19 protein-coding genes are annotated in these 23,919 nt (G+C 72.0%); 4 read left to right on the forward strand and 15 right to left on the reverse strand.

Annotated elements, in window-relative coordinates; genetic code table 11:
- Positions 1–53 precede the first annotated feature (53 nt).
- From ACZ9QC_RS10820 to rimP, 9 genes are all read right to left on the reverse strand, one after another.
- Entirely contained in the window at positions 54–1,016 is a 963-nt protein-coding gene (locus ACZ9QC_RS10820; RefSeq protein WP_472919965.1) for a bifunctional riboflavin kinase/FAD synthetase, read from the reverse strand.
- Between the two features lie 155 nt (positions 1,017–1,171).
- Entirely contained in the window at positions 1,172–5,683 is a 4,512-nt protein-coding gene (locus tag ACZ9QC_RS10825; RefSeq protein WP_472919966.1) for a trypsin-like peptidase domain-containing protein, read from the reverse strand.
- Between the two features lie 612 nt (positions 5,684–6,295).
- On the reverse strand, positions 6,296–7,210 hold the full coding sequence (gene truB / locus ACZ9QC_RS10830) for a tRNA pseudouridine(55) synthase TruB (protein WP_472919967.1): 915 nt from the start codon (positions 7,208–7,210) through the stop codon (positions 6,296–6,298).
- A complete protein-coding gene (gene rbfA / locus ACZ9QC_RS10835) occupies positions 7,207–7,665 on the reverse strand; it encodes a 30S ribosome-binding factor RbfA (protein WP_472919968.1) in 459 nt (152 codons plus the stop codon). The genes truB and rbfA overlap by 4 nt, the downstream gene beginning before the upstream one ends.
- Positions 7,666–7,728: 63 nt before the next feature.
- Positions 7,729–8,022, reverse strand: coding sequence for a DUF503 domain-containing protein (locus tag ACZ9QC_RS10840; RefSeq protein ID WP_472919969.1), 294 nt, complete (start codon positions 8,020–8,022; stop codon positions 7,729–7,731).
- A gap of 247 nt (positions 8,023–8,269) precedes the next feature.
- Complete coding sequence (gene infB, locus ACZ9QC_RS10845; protein ID WP_472919970.1) at positions 8,270–11,371, reverse strand: translation initiation factor IF-2; 3,102 nt, start codon at positions 11,369–11,371, stop codon at positions 8,270–8,272.
- 147 nt (positions 11,372–11,518) lie between these two features.
- Complete coding sequence (locus ACZ9QC_RS10850) at positions 11,519–11,815, reverse strand: YlxR family protein (RefSeq protein WP_472919971.1); 297 nt, start codon at positions 11,813–11,815, stop codon at positions 11,519–11,521.
- A gap of 152 nt (positions 11,816–11,967) precedes the next feature.
- The gene (gene nusA, locus ACZ9QC_RS10855) at positions 11,968–12,954 is read right to left on the reverse strand and encodes a transcription termination factor NusA (protein WP_033527005.1); all 987 of its coding nucleotides are present in this window, start codon (positions 12,952–12,954) and stop codon (positions 11,968–11,970) included.
- A gap of 2 nt (positions 12,955–12,956) precedes the next feature.
- Positions 12,957–13,475 (reverse strand): ribosome maturation factor RimP, encoded by a 519-nt coding sequence (gene rimP / locus ACZ9QC_RS10860; RefSeq protein WP_184899989.1) that lies wholly within the window; start codon positions 13,473–13,475, stop codon positions 12,957–12,959.
- A 285-nt stretch (positions 13,476–13,760) separates the two neighbouring features.
- Here rimP and ACZ9QC_RS10865 point away from each other — a divergent pair, with 285 nt between their 5' ends.
- From ACZ9QC_RS10865 to ACZ9QC_RS10875, 3 genes are read left to right on the forward strand one after another with little or no spacing between them, the layout of a single operon-like run.
- Positions 13,761–14,285, forward strand: coding sequence for a hypothetical protein (locus ACZ9QC_RS10865; protein WP_472919972.1), 525 nt, complete (start codon positions 13,761–13,763; stop codon positions 14,283–14,285).
- Positions 14,282–14,737 (forward strand): ferritin-like domain-containing protein, encoded by a 456-nt coding sequence (locus ACZ9QC_RS10870; RefSeq protein ID WP_472919973.1) that lies wholly within the window; start codon positions 14,282–14,284, stop codon positions 14,735–14,737. Before ACZ9QC_RS10865 ends, ACZ9QC_RS10870 begins: the two co-directional genes overlap by 4 nt.
- A gap of 28 nt (positions 14,738–14,765) precedes the next feature.
- On the forward strand, positions 14,766–15,698 hold the full coding sequence (locus ACZ9QC_RS10875) for an aminoglycoside phosphotransferase family protein (protein WP_472919974.1): 933 nt from the start codon (positions 14,766–14,768) through the stop codon (positions 15,696–15,698).
- Between the two features lie 154 nt (positions 15,699–15,852).
- Here the strand turns inward: ACZ9QC_RS10875 and ACZ9QC_RS10880 are convergent, their stop codons facing one another.
- The 6 genes from ACZ9QC_RS10880 to dxr form a co-directional block, all read right to left on the reverse strand.
- Positions 15,853–17,556, reverse strand: a complete 1,704-nt coding sequence (locus tag ACZ9QC_RS10880) for a proline--tRNA ligase (protein ID WP_472919975.1) — start codon at positions 17,554–17,556, stop codon at positions 15,853–15,855.
- A 101-nt stretch (positions 17,557–17,657) separates the two neighbouring features.
- The gene (locus ACZ9QC_RS10885; RefSeq protein ID WP_472919976.1) at positions 17,658–18,188 is read right to left on the reverse strand and encodes a GNAT family N-acetyltransferase; all 531 of its coding nucleotides are present in this window, start codon (positions 18,186–18,188) and stop codon (positions 17,658–17,660) included.
- Between the two features lie 78 nt (positions 18,189–18,266).
- On the reverse strand, positions 18,267–19,121 hold the full coding sequence (locus tag ACZ9QC_RS10890) for a GNAT family N-acetyltransferase (RefSeq protein ID WP_472919977.1): 855 nt from the start codon (positions 19,119–19,121) through the stop codon (positions 18,267–18,269).
- Positions 19,122–19,331: 210 nt separating this feature from the next.
- A complete protein-coding gene (gene ispG / locus ACZ9QC_RS10895) occupies positions 19,332–20,489 on the reverse strand; it encodes a flavodoxin-dependent (E)-4-hydroxy-3-methylbut-2-enyl-diphosphate synthase (protein ID WP_472919978.1) in 1,158 nt (385 codons plus the stop codon).
- A 152-nt stretch (positions 20,490–20,641) separates the two neighbouring features.
- Entirely contained in the window at positions 20,642–21,946 is a 1,305-nt protein-coding gene (locus tag ACZ9QC_RS10900) for a M50 family metallopeptidase (protein WP_472919979.1), read from the reverse strand.
- The gene (dxr, locus tag ACZ9QC_RS10905; RefSeq protein WP_472919980.1) at positions 21,943–23,226 is read right to left on the reverse strand and encodes a 1-deoxy-D-xylulose-5-phosphate reductoisomerase; all 1,284 of its coding nucleotides are present in this window, start codon (positions 23,224–23,226) and stop codon (positions 21,943–21,945) included. The genes ACZ9QC_RS10900 and dxr overlap by 4 nt, the downstream gene beginning before the upstream one ends.
- Positions 23,227–23,428: 202 nt before the next feature.
- Here dxr and ACZ9QC_RS10910 point away from each other — a divergent pair, with 202 nt between their 5' ends.
- Positions 23,429–23,884, forward strand: coding sequence for a lamin tail domain-containing protein (locus tag ACZ9QC_RS10910; protein WP_472919981.1), 456 nt, complete (start codon positions 23,429–23,431; stop codon positions 23,882–23,884).
- The last annotated feature ends 35 nt before the right edge of the window (positions 23,885–23,919 follow it).

Below are 23,919 nucleotides of genomic sequence, written 5' to 3' on the forward strand. Positions count from 1 at the left end.
CGTTCACGATCCGTGAACGGTACGGGCCTCGGTCCATCTCCAGGTCTCGGCGGCTACTTCGCCTCGTCGCCCTCGTACGCGCCGATCAGCTCCCGGCACCGCTTCACGTCCTCGCCCATCGCCACGAGGAGCGCGTCCAGCGAGTCGAACTTCGCCTGGCCGCGCACGAAGGAGAGGAAGTCGACGGCGACATGGAGGCCGTAGAGGTCGAGCCCGACGCGGTCGATGGCGTACGCCTCGACCGTGCGTTCGGTGCCGTCGAACTGCGGGTTGGTGCCGACCGAGATCGCGGCGGGCATGGCCTCGCCGACGGCGTGCAGCCAGCCGGCGTAGACGCCGTCGGCGGGGATCGCGGTGTGCGGGAGGGTCTCGACGTTGGCCGTGGGGAAGCCCAGCTCACGGCCGCGCTGGGCGCCGCGTACGACGACGCCCTCGACGCGGTGGGGGCGGCCGAGGATCTCGCGCGCGCCCTCGACATCGCCCTCGGTCACCAGCCGCCGGGTCAGGGTCGAGGAGAACGGCTGTCCGCCGCCCGCCTCTCCGGTGACGAACAGGTCGACCACCTCGACGTCGAAGTCGTACGTCTTGCCCTGCTCGGCCAGGAACGCCACGTCCCCGGCGGCCTTGTGGCCGAAGCGGAAGTTGGGGCCCTCGACGACGAACTTGGCGTGCAGCTTGTCGACCAGCACCTTGACGACGAAGTCGGCCGGGGACAGCCGCGAGAACTCGGTCGTGAAGGGCAGGATCAGGACCGCGTCCACGCCCAGCTCGGCCATCAGTTCGGCACGGCGGTGGTGCGGGGCCAGCAGCGGAGGATGCGTACCGGGGCGCACGACCTCGCTGGGGTGCGGGTCGAAGGTGACGACGACGGAGGGAACGCCCAGCTCACGCGCGCGTTCCACGGCGTGCCGGAGGATCAGCTGGTGCCCGCGGTGCACCCCGTCGTAGGAACCGATGGTGACGACGCTGCGCCCCCAGTCCTCGGGGATGTCCTCCAAGCCACGCCAGCGCTGCACTGTGACCGCTCCTCATCGAACCCGTGTCCGTATTGACGCTCAATCCTTGCGCAGGTCTAAGGGTGCCATGCCCGATGCTCTCCGCCCGCATCGGCATCCGGGCTGTGACCCGGAGCACGACACCCAGCCCCCCGACCCGGCACGCGCGCCCCTCCTCACGCCGACACCCGCACCCCCGGTACGCCAGCCAGGTTCTCGATCATCCGACGCGTGCTGGGACCCACCACCGCCGCCCACTCCTGGGGCGTGCCGCTCAGCCAGCCGGCCACCAGCTCCGCGAAACCCGGCACATGGCGCGCCATGTCGACGAGCGCCCAGTCGAACCGCGTGGCCCCTTCGGGCGTACGGACGAGGAGCAGTCCGATCCGGTGTACCAGCACCCGGACGGACGCGCGGTCGAGGCCCGCCATACCCGCCGTATCCGCCGTATCCGCCGTATCCAATCTGCCCGTCGTGTTCGCGACGATCGCCCGCAACAGCGCGTCGAGGACGGAGGGGTCCCGCTCGGTCGCCATCAGCAGGTCGAGCAGTTCGCGCCGCAGCGGGCCGGAGACGGCGGTGCCCGGCTCGGCGAAGACCGCCGCGAGAGCCGCGCGCACCTGGACGGGGCCGTCGAGGATGAGGCCACTGACCAGCGGGAACAGCACGGCGCGGGTGCCCGGCCCGTGTTCCAGTCTGCGGTCGACGTACCCGGCGACGTGTCCGGCCACCTCGGGACGCAGCGCGACGACCTCCCGTACGAGGACGGTGACGCGGCGCGCGAGGCCGGGCGTGGTGACCTCGGCGAGCGTACGCAGGGCCTCCCCGTCCGAGCCCTCGGCGCCCGGCACGCGCAGCCGCGCGCGGAAGGCTTCCAGGACCGGGTCCGGGTCGGTGGCCAGCGCGGTGACCACGGCGCTCGCGGGCAGCTGCGGATCACCGTCGGCGAAGCGCGCCAGTGCCTGCGACAGATACCGGGACCTGGTTCGCGGATCCCGTACGAGCAGGGCGAGGGCGCCGCTGTGCAGGGTGACGTCGGCGGGGCGGCCCAGCAAGGCGAGTGCCGCGTAGCGGAGGAGTTCGCGGTCCACCTCGGTGCTGACGTGCGGAGCGGTCCGCAGCCCGTACGCGAGTCCCGCGACGCGCCGGGCCGGACGCTCGTCGTGCGTCCACCGGTCGACGGCCCGGCACACCGCCGAGGGCTCTTCCTCGGACAGTACGGCGAGGAGTTCGTCGCCCCGTCGATGCGCGCTCTCGACGAGGGCTTCGGTCAGGTCGTCCAAGGCGCATCGGCGATGGGTGTGCAGCAGTGCCTGCGCGGCCGTCGCCACGGTGGCGTCCGGGGTCGCGACCAACGGGGTGTCGTCCAGGAACCAGCGGGTGAGGAGCGGTTGTACGGCGGTGGGGTCGGCCGCCAGCAGCCGGGAGACCGCGTCCAGATAGCGGGGCCCCTCGCCGGTGGCCGGGTCGGCGACGACCAGGCGTCGCAGCAGGTCGAACCGTTCCGCCTCGGGCAGGGGCAGCGAGGCCCAGAAGGCCGGCCCGAACTCGGCCGGCACGCCTCGGCCCTGGGCACGCCAGGCCCCGATCCGCTCGGTGAGGAACCGCAGCACCCTGGTGTACGGCGTCGCGTCGGGCACCCGGAGCAGGACCTCGGCCAGGAGACGGGTGGCCCACCAGGTGGGGTCGTCGGGGGCGGGGGCGCCCGGGGGCAGGAGGGCGTCCAGGGCGTCGAGCAACTCCTCCAGACGTCCGGCAAGTTCGGTGGGGCCCTGTTGGCGGCCGAGGAGAAGCAGGGCGTGGACGACGGGGCCGATCCGGTGGCGGGGCACGGGGAGGTTGCGGGTGGCCCGGCGGGCCTGCCTGCGGACGCGCGCCTCCGAGGGCATCGTGCCCCAGCCGCGCCGTGCCTCGGCCTGGGCGACCCAGCCGTGGTGCACGAGCGCGTGCAGTGCGGCGTCGAGGTCCAGGTGGGCGCCCTGGATCCAGTCGGCCAGCTCCTCGTGGGCGAAGCGGTAGCCGTCGCCGGCCGGGACGAGCAGGCCCTCGGTGAGTACGGCCGAGGCCCAGCCGGTGGTGCCGCCGAGCCGCCGTCCCGGCACGGGTCCCCAGGGGAACACGGCCTCGAACGCCGCCCGGTCCAACTCCCCCTGCCCGGGGCCCAGACATCGCCGGGCGGCCTCGTGCACCTGCCCCGCGACCTGCGCCGCCAGCCGCCGTACGCCGGCCCCTCGCACCCCGTTCACCGCGGCGAGCCGCACGGCGACCCGCAGACACATCAGATCCAGATAGGCAGCCAACACGTCGTCCCTGCCGGGGAGGCCGGAGGGTTTGGGGGGTGTGGGGGGTGTGGTTGGGCCGGCGGGGGGCGTGGTGGGGCCGGGCCCGTAGGTGGTCTGGTCGGCGGAGGAACCGGTCGAGCCGGGAGAAGAGGCCGCCGGACCTGGGCAGGAGGCCGCACCGTACGCGGATGCCGTGCTGTACGGGGAGGCCCCGCCGGACGCGGAGGCCCCGCCCGCGAAGGAAGTCGCGCCCGGCGAGTGGACGGCCGACCCCGCAGCCGAGGCGGCCGCCCCCGGGGCGGAGGTCGCGCCTGACGAGGGTGCCGTCGCGGCGAAGGAGGGTGCCGTGGCACTGAAGGAGGACGGTTCTCGGTCGGTGGAGGGCGGCGTCCGTCCCGGTGGGTGAGCGCCGACGCCGCGTGGTGCGGAACCGGGCGGAGCGGAGGCACCGCCGGGTTCGGGGGCGGGCGCGGTGGTGCTCCAGGCTGAAGTACCCTCAGCACCAGCCTGCGGGGCACGGAGCCAGTGACAGCCGGGCTCACCCGCTTCCTGGCCTTCCCGACCGTCCCAGACGTGATGCTCGGGCGCCCCGCCGTACCCGCCCTGGTCCTCCGGCCCCCGACCAACCCCGCCCTGCTTCTCCGGTCCCCGGTCCCCCGGTGCCCGGTCCTCCGAGGCCTCGTCGGGCCGGTTCGCCCAGGTGGACCCGGCCGGGGGCTCGTCCGGTGGGCCGGCGAAGGCGCCATCCTCGCCGGGCCTGCCGTTCGTGGGGGCCGAGAGGGCGGCCCGGACCTCGGACAGGAGTCGCAGGGTCAGGGGGTGGCGGGCGTCCGCGGCGGGGAGCGCGTCCTCGGGGATCCCGTATCGCAGGCGCGCCCGGCGGGCCTCGCTCTCGGTCAGGTCGCCCAGGCGCACGCAGGCCGGTCGGGGGTGCCCCTCACCGTGCAGCGCCTCACCATGCAGCAGCTCCGCCGGGAAGTGCGCCCCCGCCCGCTCCCAGTACTCGGCGCGGCAGCCCACCACGAGCCGAGCCCCGTTCGCCCGCAGCCACTCGACCGTTCCCGCGGTCCACTCGGCCAGCCGGTGGGCGAGGGTCGGCGGCATCCCCTCGGGTCCGTCGAGGAGCAGCAGCAGCGGCCGCCCCTCGGCCTCCGCGAGCCGCGCCAGCCGCTCCGGTCGGATGTCCCCCAACTCGCCCTGGTATCGCCCTGGCAGCCAGGCCCGCCCGTCCCCACCGCCCGAGGCACTCTCACCGCCGCACGCACTCGCGGAAGCGGCGGAAGCGGCCGAGAAGTCCGACGCGGCCCATCCACCGGCCTCCCCCGCCTCCGGCGAAGCGCCCCACTCCCCCGTCGAACTCTCCGCGTCCGCCCCGACCACAGAGGCCTCCGCCGAGGCCGCCGCCACGATCCGTCCCGCGCGTTCCAGGGCGCGGCGGGCCGCGTCCGCCACGGAGGTGTCGTCGGAGAGGAGGTCGGCGCCGCGGAGCCAGAGGGTGGGAGCGGGGGCAGGACCCCGGCCACGTCGGGCGGCGAGCGCGGCCAGTTCCGTCGTACGGCCGCTGCCCGGCGGTCCGACGAGACCGAGAACCGTGGCGGGGCCCTCGGAGAAGGCGCTGAACTCCCGTACGACATCGACCCGTTCGACGGGATCGGCTCCGGCCGCCGCCACAGCTCCGGCACCCGCCCCCGGCCCGTCCGAGCCGACCGTCGTGGCCGTCAGCTCCAGCACCCCCGCCAGGTTCAGATCGGTCCCGTACGCCGGTACGGTCGCCGCGTTGCGCGCGAGCAGCTCGGCCAGCGGCTGCTCGGCCCGCCACCCGCGCAGGGAAACGGCGAAGCCGGTGGCCCGGTGCTGTGCCTCCAGGGCCGTACCGAGGACACCCAGGACCGCACCCGTGGTCATGTCGAGCACGGGCCCCCCGGCCGCGCCTCCGCCCAGCCGCAGCGCCTCGCTCCCGGCGGTGCCGATCGCCAACTCCAGGGCGCCGCGCAACAGATGGAAACCGTCGGTCGCGGTGTACGTGACGTCCGCCGTGCCCAGCACCCGGGCCTCGCGCCAGCCGCCGGCCGCGATACGGACGTACGCGCCCGTCTCGACCTCGTCCCGCGGGGCGAAGGGCAGCGGGTCCACGGACAGCCCCTGGGTGCGGATGAGCGCGAGGTCGAGGGCGGGCAGCGGGGTGACCGCGTCGGACGTCACCACGCAGACACGGTCGCCGGTGGCGCGCACCACGATCCGGGCCAGGCCGTCCACCGCCTCGTGGCTGGTGACGACCGTGCCGTGGTGGTCGGCGACGAAGCCCGTGCCGCGTGGTCGTCCCGCCAGATCGCCGACCCGCACCAGGACTTCGTCCCGTGCCGCCCGGCGGCCGTCGTCGGTCGCCCGACGGCCCCGTACCACCATGTCCTGACCTCCCCGTCGTACCTGTGTTCCGACGGTAGGCACGTGAAGATCAGCGGAACAGATCGCGCGGCGAACGCGCCCCCTTCCGCTCCCTCGGTTCACTCCGAGCGCCTGCACGAAGGGGTGAATAGCCCCGAGCAGATGGATACACCTCTGGGTGGGGGAACCGAGGGGGGACCGTGGAGCGGCGGGAACAGCTACCCCGTGACCGCCGCTCCACGCTCCGCTGGGCTTGGCCGTGTCGTGACGGGTGCGGTGCGATGTGGTGCGGTGCGTGTGGCTCCGGCCAGGGGCAGGGGCTGCGCCCCTGGCACCCCCCGCCTATAACTCGGGTTGTCGCGCTGGGTTTTGCGGGTGCGGGTAGTACGTGGTTGATCGCGCAGTTCCCCGCGCCCCTAAAAACCGCAGGGCCCCACACCCCCCAGAAGCCGCCGTGCCCCGCGCCCCCCAGAAGCCGCCGTGCCCCGCGCCCCTAGAAACCGCCGTGCGCGGCACCCCGCAGAAGCCGGCGTCTCCCACGCCCCTGAATAACCCGCAGGCCCCGGGGGCCGCAAGAACTCTCAGCCCCCATGCCCACCCCTACCCCTACCCAGCCCATGGGCCGGCGCAGGCTCAGCCGAAGACTGCCAGGCTCTTCGCCTTGCCCTTCTGGCTTTCGACCAGGGCCAGGAAGCGGCCGGTGGGGTCGAAGACGGCGGTGGCGCCCCGGTCCGCGTACTCCTCGGGCATGTCCAGGCGGACGCCGTTCAGCAGGAGCCTGGCCCGCTTCTCGTCCACGTCCCAGCGGGGGAACGCGGCCGCGGCGGCCTCGGCGACCGGCATGACGGTCAGCTCCTGCTGAAGCTGGTCGAGGGTGCGCGCGGAGTCCAGCTTGTACGGGCCGACGCGGGTGCGGCGCAGCGCCGTGAGGTGGCCGCCGACGCCCAGTCCCGCGCCCAGGTCGCGGGCGAGGGCGCGGATGTACGTCCCGGAGGAGCACACCACCGACACCACCAGGTCGAGCACGGGGGTGCCGTCCTCGGCGACGACCTCGCGGACGTCGTACACGGCGAAGGAGGAGATGGTGACGGGCCGGGCGGGGATCTCGAAGTCCTCGCCGTCCCGGGCCCGTTTGTACGACCGCACGCCGTCGATCTTGATGGCGCTGACCTTGGACGGCACCTGCATGATCTGTCCGGTCAGCTCGGCCACACCGGCGTCGACCGCGTCCCGGGTGACCTTCGACGCGTCGACCGACGCCGTGATCTCGCCCTCGGCGTCGTCGGTGACCGTCGTCTGCCCGAGCCGGATGGTGCCGAGGTACTCCTTCTCGGTGAGGGCGAGGTGACCGAGCAGCTTGGTCGCCTTCTCCACCCCCAGGACGAGCACTCCGGTGGCCATCGGGTCGAGCGTCCCCGCGTGCCCGACCCGTCGGGTCCGGGCGATGCCCCGCATCTTGGCGACGACATCGTGCGAAGTGAAGCCCGACGGCTTGTCGACGATGACAAGGCCGTCGGGCGTGGTGTTCTTCTGACGCTGCTGGGTCATTCGGCGGCGGCATCCTCGTCGTCATCGGCGTCGTCGCCCGGCTTGCGGTACGGGTCGGCCTCACCGGCGTACTTGGCCCCCGAGGCGCTCTCGCGCACCGCGGCGTCCGAGGCCCGCGCCTTGTCGAGGAGGTCGTCGATGGTTTTGGCGGTGTCCGGGAGGGCGTCGGCCACGAACGTGAGGGTCGGCGTGAACTTCACGCCGGCGGCCCGGCCGACCTCGGAACGGAGGATGCCCTTGGCGCTCTCCAGCCCCGCGGCGGCGGCCGCCCGCTCCTCGTCGTCCCCGTACACCGTGTAGAAGACGGTCGCCTCCCGCAGGTCCCCGGTCACCCGGGTGTCCGTGATGGTGACGTGTGAGCCGAGCCGCGGGTCCTTGATCCCGCGCAGCAGCTTCTGGGCCACCACCTCTCGGATGAGGTCCGCCAGCCTCTTGGCACGCGCGTTGTCGGCCACTGGTCCGTCTCCTAGCTCGTTCTGCGTAACTACTGCTTCTTCAACTGTCCCCGTGCCGCCGGTTCAGTCGTCGTCGCCGTGCAGGCGCCGGCGTACCGACAGCAGCTCGATCTCGGGGCGCGCGGCGACCAGCCGCTCGCACCGGTCCAGTACGTCGGTCAGGTGCCCCGTGTCACCGGACACCACCGCCAGACCGATCACGGCCCTGCGGTGCAGATCCATATGGTCGACCTCCGCCACGCTCACCGCGAACCTGCGGTGCAGCTCGGCCACGATCGGGCGGACGACGGAGCGCTTCTCCTTGAGCGACCGTACGTCGCCGAGGAGGAGATCGAAGGACAGAGTCCCCACGTACATGTGTGTATCCGGTTCACCCGCCGGTACGGGATCGATGGCCCACCCGTAGGCCGGGCGGCAACATCAGAACCGTACATCGAACGCGATGGGGGCTCGACAGGATTTGTGTCGGCCCCTGTCCGCGGCTGAATGGGGCTTCTCGCGCAGTTCCCCGCGCCCCTGAAAAGGGGCGCGGGGAACTGCGCGGAAAACGGCCACACCGGCCGGGGGCACTCCATGGCACCCCCGGCCGGCGTGAACCACCGGCTTAGCCCCGCGGCTTCTCGCGCATCTCGTACGTCGCGATGACGTCGTCCACCTTGATGTCGTTGAAGTTTCCGAGGTTGATACCACCCTCGAAGCCTTCGCGGATCTCGGTGACGTCGTCCTTGAAGCGACGCAGACCCTCGATGTTGAGGTTCTCCGCGATGACCTTGCCGTCGCGGATGAGGCGGGCCTTGGTGTTCCGCTTGACCTCGCCGGAGCGGATGAGAACACCCGCGATGTTGCCCAGCTTGGACGACTTGAAGACCTCGCGGATCTCCGCCGTACCGAGCTCGACCTCTTCGTACTCCGGCTTGAGCATGCCCTTGAGGGCCGCCTCGATCTCCTCGATCGCCTGGTAGATGACCGAGTAGTAGCGGACGTCCACGCCCTCGCGCTCGGCCATCTGCTGCGCACGCCCGGCGGCGCGCACGTTGAAGCCGATCACGATGGCGTCGGAGCCCATCGCCAGGTCGATGTCGGACTCCGTGACCGCACCGACGCCGCGGTGCAGGACGCGGATGTCGACCTCTTCGCCGACGTCCAGCTGGAGCAGGGAGGACTCCAGGGCCTCGACGGAACCAGAAGCGTCACCCTTGATGATGAGGTTGAGCTGCTGGACCTCGCCGGCCTTGAGCACCTTGTCCAGGTCCTCGAGCGAGACGCGGCGCGTGCGCTTGGCGAACGCGGCGTTGCGCTCACGGGCGGCGCGCTTCTCGGCGATCTGACGGGCCGTACGGTCCTCGTCCACGACGATGAAGTTGTCGCCCGCACCCGGGACGTTGGTGAGACCCAGGACCTGGACCGGCGTCGCCGGGCCCGCCTCGAGCACGTTGTTGCCGTTGTCGTCGTGCATGGCACGGACACGGCCGTACGCGTCGCCGACCACCATCGTGTCGCCGACCCGCAGCGTGCCTCGCTGGACGAGGACCGTCGCCACGGCACCGCGGCCGCGGTCGAGACGGGACTCGATCGAGATGCCCTGCGCGTCCTGGTTCGGGTTGGCCCGCAGGTCGAGCGAGGCGTCGGCGGTCAGGATGACCGCCTCGAGCAGCGAGTCGATGTGCAGACCCTGCTTGGCGGAGATGTCGACGAACATCGTGTCGCCGCCGTACTCCTCGGCCACCAGGCCGTACTCGGTCAGCTGACCGCGCACCTTGGTCGGGTCGGCGCCCTCGACGTCGATCTTGTTGACCGCGACGACGATCGGCACACCGGCCGCCTTCGCGTGGTTGAGCGCCTCGACCGTCTGCGGCATGACGCCGTCGTTGGCCGCGACGACCAGGATCGCGATGTCGGTCGACTTGGCACCACGGGCACGCATGGCGGTGAACGCCTCGTGACCCGGGGTGTCGATGAAGGTGATCTTGCGCTCTTCTTCGTTGACCTCGGTGGAGACCTGGTAGGCACCGATGTGCTGGGTGATGCCGCCGGCCTCGCCCGCGATGACGTTCGTCTTGCGGATGGCGTCGAGCAGTCGGGTCTTACCGTGGTCGACGTGACCCATGACGGTGACGACCGGCGGGCGGACGACCAGGTCGTCCTCGTCGCCCTCGTCCTCGCCGAACTCCAGGTCGAAGGACTCGAGCAGCTCGCGGTCCTCCTCCTCGGGGCTGACGATCTGGACCGTGTAGTTCATCTCGCCGGCGAGGACCTCGAGGGTCGCGTCGGAGACGGACTGCGTGGCCGTGACCATCTCGCCGAGGTTCATCATGACCGCGACGAGGGAGGCGGGGTTGGCGCCGATCTTCTCGGCGAAGTCGGTGAGCGACGCACCGCGCGACAGGCGAATGGTCTCGCCGTTGCCGCGAGGCAGCATCACGCCGCCGACCGACGGGGCCTGCATGGCCTCGTACTCCTGGCGCCTCTGCCGCTTCGACTTGCGACCGCGACGCGCGGGACCGCCGGGACGGCCGAAGGCGCCCTGCGTGCCACCACGGGCACCCGGACCACCGGGACGGCCACCGAAGCCGGGACGGCCACCGCCGCCGGCACCCGGACCACCGGGACGACCGGCGAAACCGCCACCGCCACCGGGAGCACCGGGACGACCGGCGAAACCGCCACCGCCGCCACCGGGACGACCGGCGAAGCCGCCACCGCCACCGGGACGACCGCCACCGCCACCGGGACGACCGCCGCCACCGGGACCGCGGCCACCGGGGCCACCGCCGCCGGGACGCGGGCCGGCAGCCGGGCGCTGCGGCATCATGCCGGGGTTCGGACGGGGGCCGCCGGGGCCACCGCCGGGACGGGGACCGCCCTGCGGACGGGGCATGCCGCCCGGGGTCGGACGGGCGCCGCCCGGAGCCTGCGGACGGGGACCGCCGCCGGCACCCTGCGGACGGGGCGCCTGGCCGGGAGCCGCGGGACGCGGACCGCCCTGGGCACCGCCGGGGCCGCCCTGGCCGCCGTGTCCACCAGGGCGAGGCGCGCCGCCGGGACGGGGGCCCTGCGGGCGACCCATGCCGGTGGAGCCACCGCTGGTGAAGGGGTTGTTGCCGGGACGCGGACCCGCGGGGCGGGCACCGCCCGGCTTGGGCGCACCGGCGCCGGGACGGGCACCACCGGGGCGCGGGGCCTGGCCGCCACGCTCCTGGCCGGGACCGCTCGGGCGCTGGGCGCCTCCGTGGCCTCCGGCCGGTCGCTGAGCGGCCGGGCCGGGACGGGCACCCGGACGCGGGGAAGGCGCGGCCGGAGCCGACGGGGGTGCCTGGAACTCGGGCACGCTCGGGGCCGGGGAGGCCGGAGCGGGCTTCGGCGTCGGCGGCTTGGGACCGGGCGTCGGGCGCGGACCCGGGGCCGGAGCGGCGGGCCGCTCGGCGGCGGGCGGCTTCGGCGCGGCCGGGCCGGGACGGGGCGCGGCCGGACGTGCGGCCTGCGCGGGAGAGGGGGCCGCCGGACGTGCCGGGGCGGCCTTGCGCGGGGCGGGCTTGCCGCCGCCGCTGCCCTGCTGGAGGGCGTCAGTCAGCTTGCGTACAACGGGCGCCTCGATCGTCGAGGACGCCGAACGGACGAATTCACCGAGCTCCTGGAGCTTGGCCATGACGACCTTGCTCTCAACCCCGAACTCCTTGGCGAGTTCGTATACCCGGACCTTAGCCACTTCGCTCCTTTTTAGGTCCGGGTGCGTCCGGACCGTCGCTACTTCATGGGCGTACTCATCGCGTGCTCATCGAGTGCTCATCGCAATCTCGACCTACTTCCAACTCGCGGGGTACCAGGGCCGCACGGAGGTTCCGTGCGACACGTCTTACGGTGTTGCCTGCTCGGCAACTGTTGTCTGCTCCACGTAACGGCGCAACGCCTTTGTGTCGAGCGCTCCCGGGGCGCGCAGCGCCCGTGTGAACGCCCGGCGGCGTACGCCCAGGTCGAGACAGACCTGAACGGGGTGTACGTACGCACCCCGGCCGGGCAGCGTACCGCGAGGATCGGGGACGCATTCACCCTCGATCGCCACGACGCGCAGCAGTTCGGTCTTGGTCGATCGCCGCCTGCACCCCACACAGGTGCGTTCAGGGCATGCGCGGGCACGCGTCCGGCCAGACACTGCTAAGTCTACCTCCCCGCGCCGACCTCACCCCTTTGGGGCAAGAATCGAACAGTTGCCGCGCATATAACTGACGTGATCTAAGCGACCTGCGGCTTGGATCTATTCCCCGGCCGCTCGGACGACTACGACGACTACGACGCCTCCGACGACTACTCGGACGGCTGCTCGGTGTCCGGCCGGATGTCGATCCGCCAGCCGGTGAGACGGGCGGCGAGGCGGGCGTTCTGGCCCTCCTTGCCGATCGCCAGCGACAGCTGGTAGTCGGGCACCGTCACGCGCGCGGAGCGGGCCGCGAGGTCCACGACGTCGACCTTGGAGACCCGGGCCGGGGAGAGCGCGTTCGCCACCATCTCCGCCGGGTCGTCCGACCAGTCGACGATGTCGATCTTCTCACCGTTCAGCTCGCCCATGACATTGCGCACCCGGCCGCCCATCGGGCCGATGCAGGCGCCCTTGGCGTTCAGACCGCTGCGGGTCGAGCGGACGGCGATCTTCGTGCGGTGCCCCGCCTCCCGGGCGATGGCGGCGATCTCGACGGACCCGTCGGCGATCTCCGGCACCTCCAGGGCGAAGAGCTTCTTCACCAGGTTCGGGTGGGTGCGGGAGAGCGTCACGGAGGGGCCGCGCACACCCTTCGCCACCCGCACGACGTACGACCGGAGCCGCATGCCGTGCTGGTAGGTCTCGCCGGGGACCTGCTCCTGCACGGGCAGGATGGCCTCCAGCTTGCCGATGTCGACGAGCACGTTCTTCGGGTCGCGGCCCTGCTGGACCACACCGGTGACGATGTCGCCCTCTCGCCCGGCGTACTCACCGAGCGTGGCGTCGTCCTCGGCGTCCCGCAGTCGCTGCAGGATCACCTGTTTGGCGGTGGTGGCGGCGATGCGCCCGAAGTCCGACGGGGTGTCGTCGAACGCGCGCGCCTCCTGCCCCTCCTCCAGGTCCTCGGGGTCCTCCTTCGCCCACACGGTCACATGGCCGGTCTCCCGGTTGAGCTCCACGCGCGCGTGGCGGCGGCTTCCCTCGGTGCGGTGGTAGGCGATGAGGAGGGCCGCCTCGATCGCCTCGACGAGCAGGTCGAAGGAGATCTCCTTCTCCCGTACCAAGCCCCTGAGAGCACTCATGTCGATGTCCACGGCTACGCCTCCTCCTCTTCCGTCATGTCCTTCTGGTCCTTCTTGTCCTTGCGGTTGAACTCGACCTGGACGCGGGCCCTGTCGATCTCCGCGAAGGCGAGCCGGCGGGTGGTGGCCTTGCGGCCCTTCACCCCGGGCACTTCGAGGTCGAGGCCGTCGTCGTCCACGGTCAGGATTCTGGCGATCAGTTCCCCGTCCTCGCGGAGCGCGAACTTCACCAGACGGTCCACGGCACGGCGGTAGTGACGGTGTTCGGTGAGGGCGCGCTCGGCGCCCGGCGTACCGACTTCCAGGGTGTACTCCGCCTGGCCCATCGCGTCCGTCTCGTCCAGCTTGGCCGAGAGGGCGCGGCTGACATCGGCGACGGTGTCCAGATCGGCGCCCTCGTCCGAGTCGACGACCACACGCAGCACCCGTTTGCGTCCGACCGAGTCCACTGCGATCTCTTCGAGATCCAGGCCCTGGGAGCGTACGAGCGGTTCCAGCAGTTCTCGCAGCCTCTCGCTCTGGGTGGTGCTCATCCGGGTGACTCCTCGGCCGCGTGTGCTGTTGTGGGTAGGGCGCGTGTCAGGTCAAAGGGTAGCCGCTCCACTGGGGTGTTGCCGTCCGCCTCCGAGCTCGAGCGGCGGAGTCCGTCCGGCGCGTGCGGGTTGTCCGTGGCTCGGCGCGCCGTTCCCCGCGCCCCTTCCGGGGCGCGGCCGGGTAACGTGATCACACCGCTCTTTTGTTCGTACGACCCCCCGAGGACGTCTGCTGTGTCGTTCAGCCTGTCGTCGCGTGCCCCGTCGGGACCGCGCAGAAGGAGTTTGCTCGTCGGGGCCGCCGGTGCGGGGCTGCTCGCGGGGTGCTCGTCCGGGGGTCAGGGGTCCGACGGCGGGAGTGGCAGGTCGGAGCTGGACCGGGCGCGCGCACGTGCGGCGCGGGACAGCGAAGGGCTCGTGGAGCGGTACGACCTCGTGCTCGCCGCCCATCCGGACCTGGCCGCGCTGCTGACCCCGCTGCGGGCGGAGGTCGTACGGCACGCCGAGGCGTTCGGGGGCGCGAAGGGGGCGGGCACGGGTGAGGCGAGCGCTTCCCCGTCCGGTTCGCCCTCCTCCTCGGGTGCGCCGTCCCCGTCCGGTACGCCGTCCTCGTCCGCCTCGGCCTCGTCCGCCCCCGTGCCCGACGACCCCGGGGCCGCCCTCACCGAGCTGGCCGCCGCCGAGCGGGCGCTCGCCGACAAGCGGGCCAAGGCGTTGCTGCGGATGCCGGGTGAGGTGGCGCGGCTGATGGCCTCGGTGGCGGCGGCGGGCGCCGGGCACGCGTACATGTTGACGGAGGGTGCGAAGTGAGCAACGGGGAGCTGAAGGCGGTACAGGCGGCGCTCGGGGCCGAGCACGCCGCCGTGTACGGCTACGGCGTCGTCGGCGGGAAGATCGGTGAGGCGCGCCGGCGCGAGGCCCGGGAGGCGTACGACGCGCACCGGGCCCGCCGGGACGAGCTCACCCGGGCCGTACGGGACCTGGGCGGCAAGCCCGCCGTGGCGGCCGCCGGGTACGCGTTGCCGTTCCAGGTGGCCGATTCCGAGTCCGCCGTGCGGCTCGCCGCGGAGCTGGAGGAGCGGGTGGCGGGCGTCTACTCCGATCTCGTGCGGGCTGCCGAGGGCGACCGGCGCGCCACGGCCGCCGAGGCGCTGCGGGAGGCGGCGGTGCGGGCGGTGCGGTGGCGGGGCGGAAGCGTAGCCTTCCCTGGTCTCGCCGAGCGGACGGCAGCCGCCGGTCCGTCGGCGACACGGCACAGCTGATCACGCTCCGGAAGGGAACGACTCGCCCATGGCGCGCATGGCCTTCGAGGACTTCGAACCGCCGCGGCGGCTGGTGCGAGCGCTCGCCGAGACCCGTCGGCCGGACGGCGAGGACGGGATCGGCGAGTGGCTGGAAAGACTCCCCGCGCTGGCCCAACAGGCCGTCGATCTACGCGAGTTGACGGTCGAGCGGGTACAGGCCCCAGGTGGCCGGAGCAGTCTGGTGATCCTGGTGCGGCTCATCGACGGCACGCCCGCCGTGCTCAAGCTGGCACCCGAGCGGGCCCGGCCGGAGGGCGAGCGGGCCGCGCTCGCGCACTGGGACGGGCGGGGAGCCGTTCAGTTGCTGAACCCCGGGGACAGTCATGGCGTACTGCTGCTGGAGCGGCTGCACCCCGATCTGTCGGTGCGGTCGCTGCCCGAGGCGAAGGCGCTGCTGGAGGCCGCGGCGACCCTGCGCCGACTGTGGGTCGAGCCGCCGGAGGCGCATGTCTTCGAGACCGTGTCCGAGCGGACGGACCGGCAGGCGGAGGCCCTGCGGGCGGGCGCCGAGGAGGACCCCGAGGTGCGGGGGCTGGTCGAGGCGGCTCTCGGGGTCCGTGCGGAGTTGCTGGAGTCCGCGCCGGAGGAGCGGGTGCTGCACGGGACGTTCCGGCAGAGCAAGGTGCTGGCCGGGGAGCGGTTGCCGTGGCTGGCTGTGGGCCCGGATCCGGTGGTGGGTGAGTGCGCGTTCGATCTGGCCCGGCTGGTGCGGGATCGCGTGGAGGATCTGATCGCCTCCCCGTCGGGGGCGGCGATCACTCGGCGGCGGGTGCGGAAACTGGCCGAGTCGCTGGACGTGGATCAGGAGCGGCTGCGGGGGTGGACGTTGTTCCGGGCCGTGGAGTCGGGGGTACGGGCCCGGCGAGTGGGGCGGCCGCGGGACGCCGAGCTGTTGCTGGAGTTCGCCGGGTGGCTCTGACCGGGTCGGACGATGTGGCTGGTCGCGCCCGCGCGGCGGAACCGCACATCGATACAGCCCCGCGCGCCTAGCGGCGCCCGCCGGGTTTCCCCGACCGCGGTGGCGTTCTGTCACGCGCCACGGTCGGGGAACGGTCCGGGAGAAGCGAGGTTGCTCAGACCGTCAGGCGGGCGATCGCCTCGTCGACCGTCAGCTCCTCGCGCTCGCCGGTGCGGCGGTCCTTCAGCTCCAGGACGCCTTCGGCGGAGCGGCGGCCGGCGACCAGGATCTTCGGTACGCCGATCAGCTCGGAGTCGGTGAACTTCACGCCCGGGGAGACACCCGCGCGGTCGTCGACCAGGACGCGGAGGCCGGCGGCCCGCAGCTTCTCGGAGACGTCGAGGGCCAGTTCGGTCTGGAGGGCCTTGCCCGCGGCGACGACGTGGACGTCGGCCGGAGCGACCTCGGCCGGCCAGCACAGGCCCTTGTCGTCGGCGGACTGCTCCGCGAGGGCGGCGACCGCACGGGAGACGCCGATGCCGTAGGAGCCCATGGTGACGCGGACCGGCTTGCCGTTCTGGCCGAGGACGTCGAGCTTGAGGGCGTCGGCGTACTTGCGGCCGAGCTGGAAGATGTGGCCGATCTCGATGGCGCGGTCCAGCTTGAGGCCGGTGCCACAGTTCGGGCAGGGGTCGCCCTCCTGGACCACGACGACGTCGACGTACTCGCCGACCTCGAAGTCCCGGCCCGCGACGACGTTCCTGGCGTGCGTGCCCGGCTTGTTGGCGCCGGTGATCCAGGCGGTGCCCGGGGCGACGCGCGGGTCGGCGATGTACGTGACCTTCTCCCCGAGGCCCTGCGGGCCGACATAGCCGCGGACCAGGTCGGGGCGGCCGGCGAAGTCCGCCTCGGTGACCATCTCGACGACCGCCGGGGCGAAGTGCGCCTCGACCTTGCCCATGTCGACCTCGCGGTCACCGGGGACGCCGACGGCGACGATCTCGCCGTCGACCTTGACGAGGAGGTTCTTCAGCGTGGCGGAGGCCTCGACACCGAGGTGCGCGGCGAGGGTCTCGATGGTCGGGGTGTCGGGGGTCGGGATCTCTTCGAGGGCGGGTACGTCGCCCGCGTCCACCGGCTTCAGTTCGAAGGTGATCGCCTCGGTGTTGGCCGCGAAGTCGCACGCCGGGCAGTCCGCGAAGGTGTCCTCGCCGGCGCCCGCCGGAGCGAGGAACTCCTCCGACTTCGAGCCGCCCATCGCGCCGGCCGTGGCGGCACAGATGCGGTAGTCGAGGCCGAGGCGCTCGAACACCTTCTGGTACGCCTGGCGGTGCAGGGCGTACGACTGGGCCAGGCCCTCGTCCTCGGTGTCGAAGGAGTACGAGTCCTTCATCAGGAACTCACGGCCGCGCAGGATGCCGGCGCGGGGGCGGGCCTCGTCACGGAACTTGGTCTGGATCTGGTAGAGGATCACCGGCAGGTCCTTGTAGGAGGACGCCTGGTCCTTCACGATCAGCGTGAAGATCTCCTCGTGGGTGGGGCCGAGGAGGTAGTCGCCGCCCTTGCGGTCCTTCAGGCGGAACAGCTCCGGGCCGTACTCGTCCCAGCGGCCGGTCGCCTCGTACGGCTCCTTCGGCAGCAGCGCGGGGAGCAGCACCTCCTGGGCGCCGATCGCGTCCATCTCCTCGCGGACGATCCGCTCCACGTTGGCGAGGACCTTCTTGCCGAGCGGCAGCCAGGTCCACACACCGGCCGCGGTGCGGCGGACGTAACCGGCGCGGACGAGGAGCTTGTGGCTGAGCACCTCGGCGTCCGCGGGGTCGTCGCGCAGCGTCTTCGCCATCAACTGGGACATGCGCTGGACCGGTGCGTTCGCCATGGTTGTCGTACTCCTGCCGGGGTTTGGTTGATGGCAGGAGGTTAGCCGGGGGGCGGGTGCCCGTGGAAATCCGGTGGTGGCGGGCGGGGCCGGCGGGTCGGCTACCTGCGGCGCAGGGGCAGGGGGGCGCCCATCACCGCGTACGGCTTGGGGGCGCTGGGGAAGACGACCCGGCGGGCGAGGTCGGTGTAGCCGAGGGAGTGGTAGAGGCCGCGGGCGGGGCTGTCGACGTCGATCGCGGAGAGGATCGAACGGGGTTCGGCGGCGTTGTCGGTGATGGTGGTGATCAGGGCGCGGCCGATGCCGTGGTTCTGGTGGCGGGGGTGGACGTGGAGTTCGGTGATGACGAAGGAGTCGTCCAGCCAGTGGTCGTGGCCGAGGGCGCGGAGGTAGGGCTCGACGACGGTGGACCACCAGTGGGTGCGGTCGTTGGGCATGCCGTAGACGAACCCGACGAGGCGGCCTCCGGCCGTGGCGCCGAGGGCTCTGGCCCCCGGGTACGTCATGTGACGGAGGACGATCTGGCGGCGGACCGCGACCTCGTCGGGGCCCAGTCCGAAAGCGACGGCTTGGACGGCCAGGGCCTCGTCTACGTGGGCGGAGAGGTCCAAGGGGCCGATGACGAGGCTCATGTTGCGGATGCTACAGGGGGGTTCGGGTCGCATGCGGTGTCCCTCCCAGCCGATCACTCGGAACGGGACGCTCCCGAATCAGAACAGCACGCTCATGAACGCGCCCACCTCTTGGAAGCCCACCCTCTGGTACGTGCGCCTCGCCGCCGTGTTGAAGTCGTTGACGTAGAGGCTGACCACGGGGGCCACGTCGGCCAGGGCGTAGCGGAGGACCGCTGCCATGCCGGGGGCCGCGAGGCCCTGGCCCCGGTACTCGGGGGCGACCCAGACGCCCTGGATCTGGCAGGCCCGGGGGGTGGCGGCGCCGATCTCGGCCTTGAAGACGACGCGGCCGTCGGCGTCGAGACGGGCGAAGGAGCGGCCGGAGCCCACGAGTTCGGCGACCCGGGCCTGGTAGAGGAGGCCCCCGTCGCCGGCCAGCGGGGAGACGCCGACCTCCTCGGTGAACATGGCGACGCACGCCGGCATGATCGTGTCCATCTCGTCCTTGCGGATCCGGCGGACGTACGGGTCGGGGGTGACCTCGGCGGGGTCGGGCAGCCGGTCGGTGACCATGAGGGGCTGGTGCGAGCGGACCTCGCGGGCCGGGCCCCAGCTGGGTTCGAGGAGGCGCCAGAGCTGGGCGGTGGGCTCGGCTGGGCCGACGACCGAGGAGCAGCGGCGGCCGGCCCGGCGGGCACGGTCGGCGAAGGCGCGCACGGCGCGGGGGGTGGCGCAGATGGGGACGAGGTTGGCGCCGGCGTAGCAGAGGGAGGTCAGGGCGCCGTCCTCGTACCAGCCCCACATCTCGCCGCCCAGCCGCCACGGGTCCAGCCCGGCGACCTGGACGCGGGAGGTCACGAAGGCGTTCGCGACGGGGTCTCGGTCCAGGACGGCGAATGCGGCGTCCAGGTCACTCGGTTCGAGGACCCTGGTGGTGGTCTGGGTCAACACGTGCGGGGGCCTCACCCTGGGGTCTGCGCTGGTCTCCGCACGATACCCTGCCGGGCTGTGCGGGGGCGCCCTGCGGCTGCGCCGCGGCCGGGGCGCCTGACAGCTCGGGGGCTCCTGTGCTTTGGCGGGTGCGGGTGCTTCGTGGCTTGTCGCGCAGTTCCCCGCGCTCCTGGAGGACGGCCTGCGGCCTGCCCTCCAGGAGCAGCGGTGTCAGCCCGCTACCGCCACCGTCGGTTCGCCGGAGGTCACGCCGTCCGCCTCCATCTGTTCGGCGATCTTCATCGCTTCCTCGATGAGGGTCTCGACGATCTTGGACTCGGGGACGGTCTTGATGACCTCGCCCTTGACGAAGATCTGGCCCTTGCCGTTGCCGGAGGCGACGCCGAGGTCGGCCTCGCGGGCCTCACCGGGGCCGTTGACGACGCAGCCCATGACGGCGACGCGGAGGGGGACCTCCATGCCGGTGAGGCCGGCGGTGACTTCCTCGGCGAGCTTGTAGACGTCGACCTGGGCGCGGCCGCAGGAGGGGCAGGAGACGATCTCCAGGCGGCGCGGCTTGAGGTTCAGCGACTCCAGGATCTGGTTGCCGACCTTGATCTCCTCGACCGGCGGGGCCGACAGGGAGACGCGGATCGTGTCGCCGATGCCCTCGGAGAGGAGCGCGCCGAAGGCCACCGCGGACTTGATGGTGCCCTGGAAGGCGGGGCCCGCCTCGGTGACGCCGAGGTGGAGGGGGTAGTCGCACTGGGCGGCGAGCTGACGGTAGGCGTTGACCATGACGACCGGGTCGTTGTGCTTGACCGAGATCTTGATGTCGCGGAAGCCGTGCTCCTCGAAGAGGGAGGCCTCCCAGAGGGCGGACTCGACCAGCGCCTCGGGGGTGGCCTTGCCGTACTTCTGCAGGAGGCGGCGGTCCAGGGAGCCGGCGTTGACGCCGATGCGGATCGGGGTGCCGTGGTCGCTCGCCGCCTTGGCGATCTCCTTGACCTTGTCGTCGAACTGCTTGATGTTGCCCGGGTTGACGCGGACGGCGGCGCAGCCGGCCTCGATCGCGGCGAAGACGTACTTCGGCTGGAAGTGGATGTCGGCGATGACCGGGATCTGCGACTTCCTGGCGATCACCGGCAGCGCGTCGGCGTCGTCCTGCGTGGGGCAGGCGACCCGGACGATCTGGCAGCCGGAGGCCGTCAGCTCGGCGATCTGCTGGAGCGTGGCGCCGATGTCGGACGTACGCGTCGTCGTCATGGACTGGACCGACACCGGTGCGTCTCCGCCCACCGCCACGGACCCGACCTGGATCTGCCGGCTCTTCCGGCGCTCGGCGAGCTTGGTCGGAACGGACGGCATGCCGAGAGAAATCGCAGTCATCTGCTGTGCAACCCCAAGTTGTGGATCAGGATCGGGTCCCGGTACGGGCGGGCTCCAGGCTTCGAGATTACGGCACCGGCACGGGCCCGGGCACATCACCGTCCGGCCGGGCCACCACGTGAGTGTGCCCGGCCGTCGTGAACCGCGGGTGGCTAGGAGATGCGCACCGGGTTCACGAGGTCCGCGATCAGGACCAGGAGGGTGAAGCAGACGAAGATGCCGGCCACGACGTAGGCGACGGGCATCAGCTTCGCCACGTCGAACGGGCCCGGGTCGGGCCTGCGCAGCAGCTTCGCCGCGTTCCGGCGAAGCGACTCCCACAGGGCGCCCGCGATGTGGCCGCCGTCGAGCGGGAGCAGCGGGAGCATGTTGAACAGGAAGAGGGAGAGGTTGAAGCCGGCCAGCAGGATGAGGAAGCTGGCGAGCTGCTGGGTGGCGGGGATGTCCATGGTGAAGATCTCGCCGCCGACGCGGGCCGCGCCGACCACGCCCATGGGCGAGTCGGCCTCGCGCTCGCCGTCGCCGAAGGTGGCGTTCCACAGGGCGGGGACCTTGGAGGGCAGGGCGAGCAGGGACTCGACGCCGTTCTCCATCATGTCGCCCATGCGGTCGACCGACTCGCCGAAGGAGAGCGGGACGATGCCGGAGGCGGGGGTGAAGCCGAACCAGCCTGCGGAGACGTACTTGTCCTTGACGTAGCCGCCGTTGCCGTCGGTCTTGCTGACCTGGTTCTTGACCAGGGTGGCGGTGAGGTCGAGCTGCTTGCCGTCGCGGTCGACGGTGACGGTGACCTGCTTGCCGGGGTTGGAGCGGATGTCGGACTGCAGGGCGGCCCAGTCGTCGACGGGCTCGCCGTTGAACGCGACGATCTTGTCACCCGGCTTCAGGCCCGCGGCCTTGGCGGGGGCTTCGGCGTCGTCGGAGCGGCACTTGGAGCGGTTCTCGCTGGCCTCGATGACGCAGTCCGAGACCTTGCTGACGGTGGTGGTCTGGGTCTGGGCGCCGAAGGTCATCATCACGCCGACGAAGATCACGACGGCCAGGACCAGGTTCATGAAGGGGCCGGCGAACATGACGATGACGCGCTTCCAGGGCTTGCGCGTGTAGAACAGCCGCTTCTCGTCGCCGGGCTGGAGCTCCTCGAAGGAGGCCGCGCGGGCGTCCTCGATCATCACGCGCCACGGGGAGGTCGAGCGGCTCTCGATCCGGCCGTCCTCGCCGGGCGGGATCATGCCGATCATGCGGATGTAGCCGCCGAGCGGGATCGCCTTGACGCCGTACTCGGTCTCGCCCTTCTTCTTCGACCAGAGGGTGGGTCCGAAGCCCACCATGAACTGGGGCACGCGCACGCCGAAGAGCTTCGCGGTCGAGAAGTGGCCCAGCTCGTGCCATGCGATCGAGAACGCCAGGCCGATCACGAAGACCACTATGCCGAGGATGAACATCAGGGTCGTCATGCACGGGCCTCCGCGGTCGTCCGCTCGGTGGGGTTGCCTGTCGAGGTGGTCGGTGTGGTGAGTTCGCGGGCCCTGGCGCGTGCCCAGGTCTCCGCTTCGAGGACGTCCGCCACGGTCAGGGAGGTTCCAGCGGCGGGGGCGCCGTGCTCCTCCACGACCCGCGTGACGGTCTCCATGATCGCGTCGAAGCGGAGACCCCCGTGCAGGAACGCGTCGACGCACTCCTCGTTCGCCGCATTGAACACCGCCGGGGCGGTGCCCGCGAGCTCTCCCACGTGCCGGGCGAGCCCGACCGACGGGAACGCGTCGTTGTCGAGGGGGAAGAACTCCCAGGTGGAGGCCTTGCTCCAGTCGAAGGCGGGCGCCGCGTCGGGGACGCGCTGCGGCCAGCCGAGGCCGATGGCGATGGGGCCCCGCATGTCGGGGGGCGTCGCCTGGGCCATCGTCGATCCGTCCGTGAACTCAACCATCGAGTGGACATACGACTGGGGGTGCACGACGACCTCAATGCGGTCGAAGGGAATGTCGTAGAGCAGGTGCGCCTCGATGACCTCCAGGCCCTTGTTGACCAGGGTCGCGGAGTTGACCGTGATGACCGGGCCCATGGCCCAGGTGGGGTGCGCGAGCGCGTCGGCGGGCGTCACGCCGGCCAGCTCCGCCTTCGTACGGCCGCGGAACGGGCCCCCGGAGGCGGTGACGACCAGCTTGCGCACATCGGCGCGGGTGCCGGAGGCGAGGGCCTGGAAGAGGGCGGCGTGCTCGGAGTCGACCGGGATGATCTGGCCCGGCTTCGCCACGGCCTTCACCAGCGGGCCGCCGACGATGAGCGACTCCTTGTTGGCGAGCGCGAGGGTGCGGCCCGCCTCCAGGGCGGCGAGGGTCGGGGCGAGGCCGATGGAGCCGGTGATGCCGTTGAGCACGGTGTGGCAGTCGGAGGCGGCGACGTGGGTGGCGGCGTCCGGGCCGGCAAGGATCTCGGGCAGCGGCTCCCCCGCGCCGTACGCCGTGGCCAGGGCCTCGCGCAGGGCCGGTACGACGTCCTCGCGGGCGACGGCGACGGTCCGCACGCGCAGGCGGTGCGCCTGCTCGGCCAGCAGGTCCACCCTCCCTCCGGCGGCGGAGAGCCCGGTGACGCGGAAGCGGTCCGGGTTGCGCAGGACGAGGTCGATGGCCTGGGTGCCGATCGAGCCGGTCGATCCGAGGATCACTACGTCCCGTACGCCGTCGACCGGGTCGTAGACGAGATGCGGATCGGCGAGAGGGGCTGGACTGTCGCTCATCCCCCCATTGTGGCCGCATCCGGTCTCCGGCTGGACCGCGCGTCCCCCGACGGCCCACGGATGTACCGCTTCGTGCGGTCTGTGGTTGACGGGGCTGTTTCTCCGTTTGTGAAGTACACGTGAAGGTGGGGTGATATGACTTTTCACCTGTTGATCGGATTGCCGGATCAACCGATCGCGAACGAGGACCCTGGGGGGATCCATGCACAAGCGCGTACGCGCTGCCCTGCCCGCGCTCGCCGGAGCCGTCGCCCTCACCGGCACACTGCTCAGCAGCCCGGCCGAGGCCGCGGGCGGGGTGATCATCTACCGCGTGTACTTCGACAGCCCCGGCAAGGACACGCGTTCCAACACGAGCCTCAACGGTGAGTGGGTGCAGATCAAGAACACCGGCTCGTCGGCGATCTCGCTGAAGGGGTGGGTGCTCAAGGACCCCGACAACCACAAGTACACGTTCCCGAACGTCAAGATCGGGGCGAAGAAGTACATCAAGGTCCGTACGGGGTCGGGCACGGACACGAGCGCGACCAAGTTCCAGAACCGCAAGGCCTATGTGTGGAACAACACGAGCGACACGGCGACGTTGTCCAAGGCGAGCGGGACGAAGGTGGACTCCTGTTCCTGGACCACTCGGGACGCCAGCGACAAGTACTGCTGACGCCACACGGGCGCCGCTTTCGGCTGCGGGTCCGC

This window comes from Streptomyces sp. HUAS MS02 (assembly GCF_055702265.1).

Excerpts from the sequence above, each read along its gene's own strand:
- ACZ9QC_RS10880 (WP_472919975.1), bottom strand. The coding sequence starts at position 17,556 with ATGGCGAACGCACCGGTCCAGCGCATGTCCCAGTTGATGGCGAAGACG.
- ACZ9QC_RS10910 (WP_472919981.1), top strand. The coding sequence starts at position 23,429 with ATGCACAAGCGCGTACGCGCTGCCCTGCCCGCGCTCGCCGGAGCCGTC.
- ACZ9QC_RS10885 (WP_472919976.1), bottom strand. The coding sequence starts at position 18,188 with ATGAGCCTCGTCATCGGCCCCTTGGACCTCTCCGCCCACGTAGACGAG.
- truB (WP_472919967.1), bottom strand. The coding sequence starts at position 7,210 with ATGACCCAGCAGCGTCAGAAGAACACCACGCCCGACGGCCTTGTCATC.
- ispG (WP_472919978.1), bottom strand. The coding sequence starts at position 20,489 with ATGACTGCGATTTCTCTCGGCATGCCGTCCGTTCCGACCAAGCTCGCC.
- ACZ9QC_RS10875 (WP_472919974.1), top strand. The coding sequence starts at position 14,766 with ATGGCGCGCATGGCCTTCGAGGACTTCGAACCGCCGCGGCGGCTGGTG.
- rimP (WP_184899989.1), bottom strand. The coding sequence starts at position 13,475 with ATGAGCACCACCCAGAGCGAGAGGCTGCGAGAACTGCTGGAACCGCTC.
- dxr (WP_472919980.1), bottom strand. The coding sequence starts at position 23,226 with ATGAGCGACAGTCCAGCCCCTCTCGCCGATCCGCATCTCGTCTACGAC.
- ACZ9QC_RS10825 (WP_472919966.1), bottom strand. The coding sequence starts at position 5,683 with ATGGTGGTACGGGGCCGTCGGGCGACCGACGACGGCCGCCGGGCGGCA.
- ACZ9QC_RS10900 (WP_472919979.1), bottom strand. The coding sequence starts at position 21,946 with ATGACGACCCTGATGTTCATCCTCGGCATAGTGGTCTTCGTGATCGGC.
- ACZ9QC_RS10840 (WP_472919969.1), bottom strand. The coding sequence starts at position 8,022 with ATGTACGTGGGGACTCTGTCCTTCGATCTCCTCCTCGGCGACGTACGG.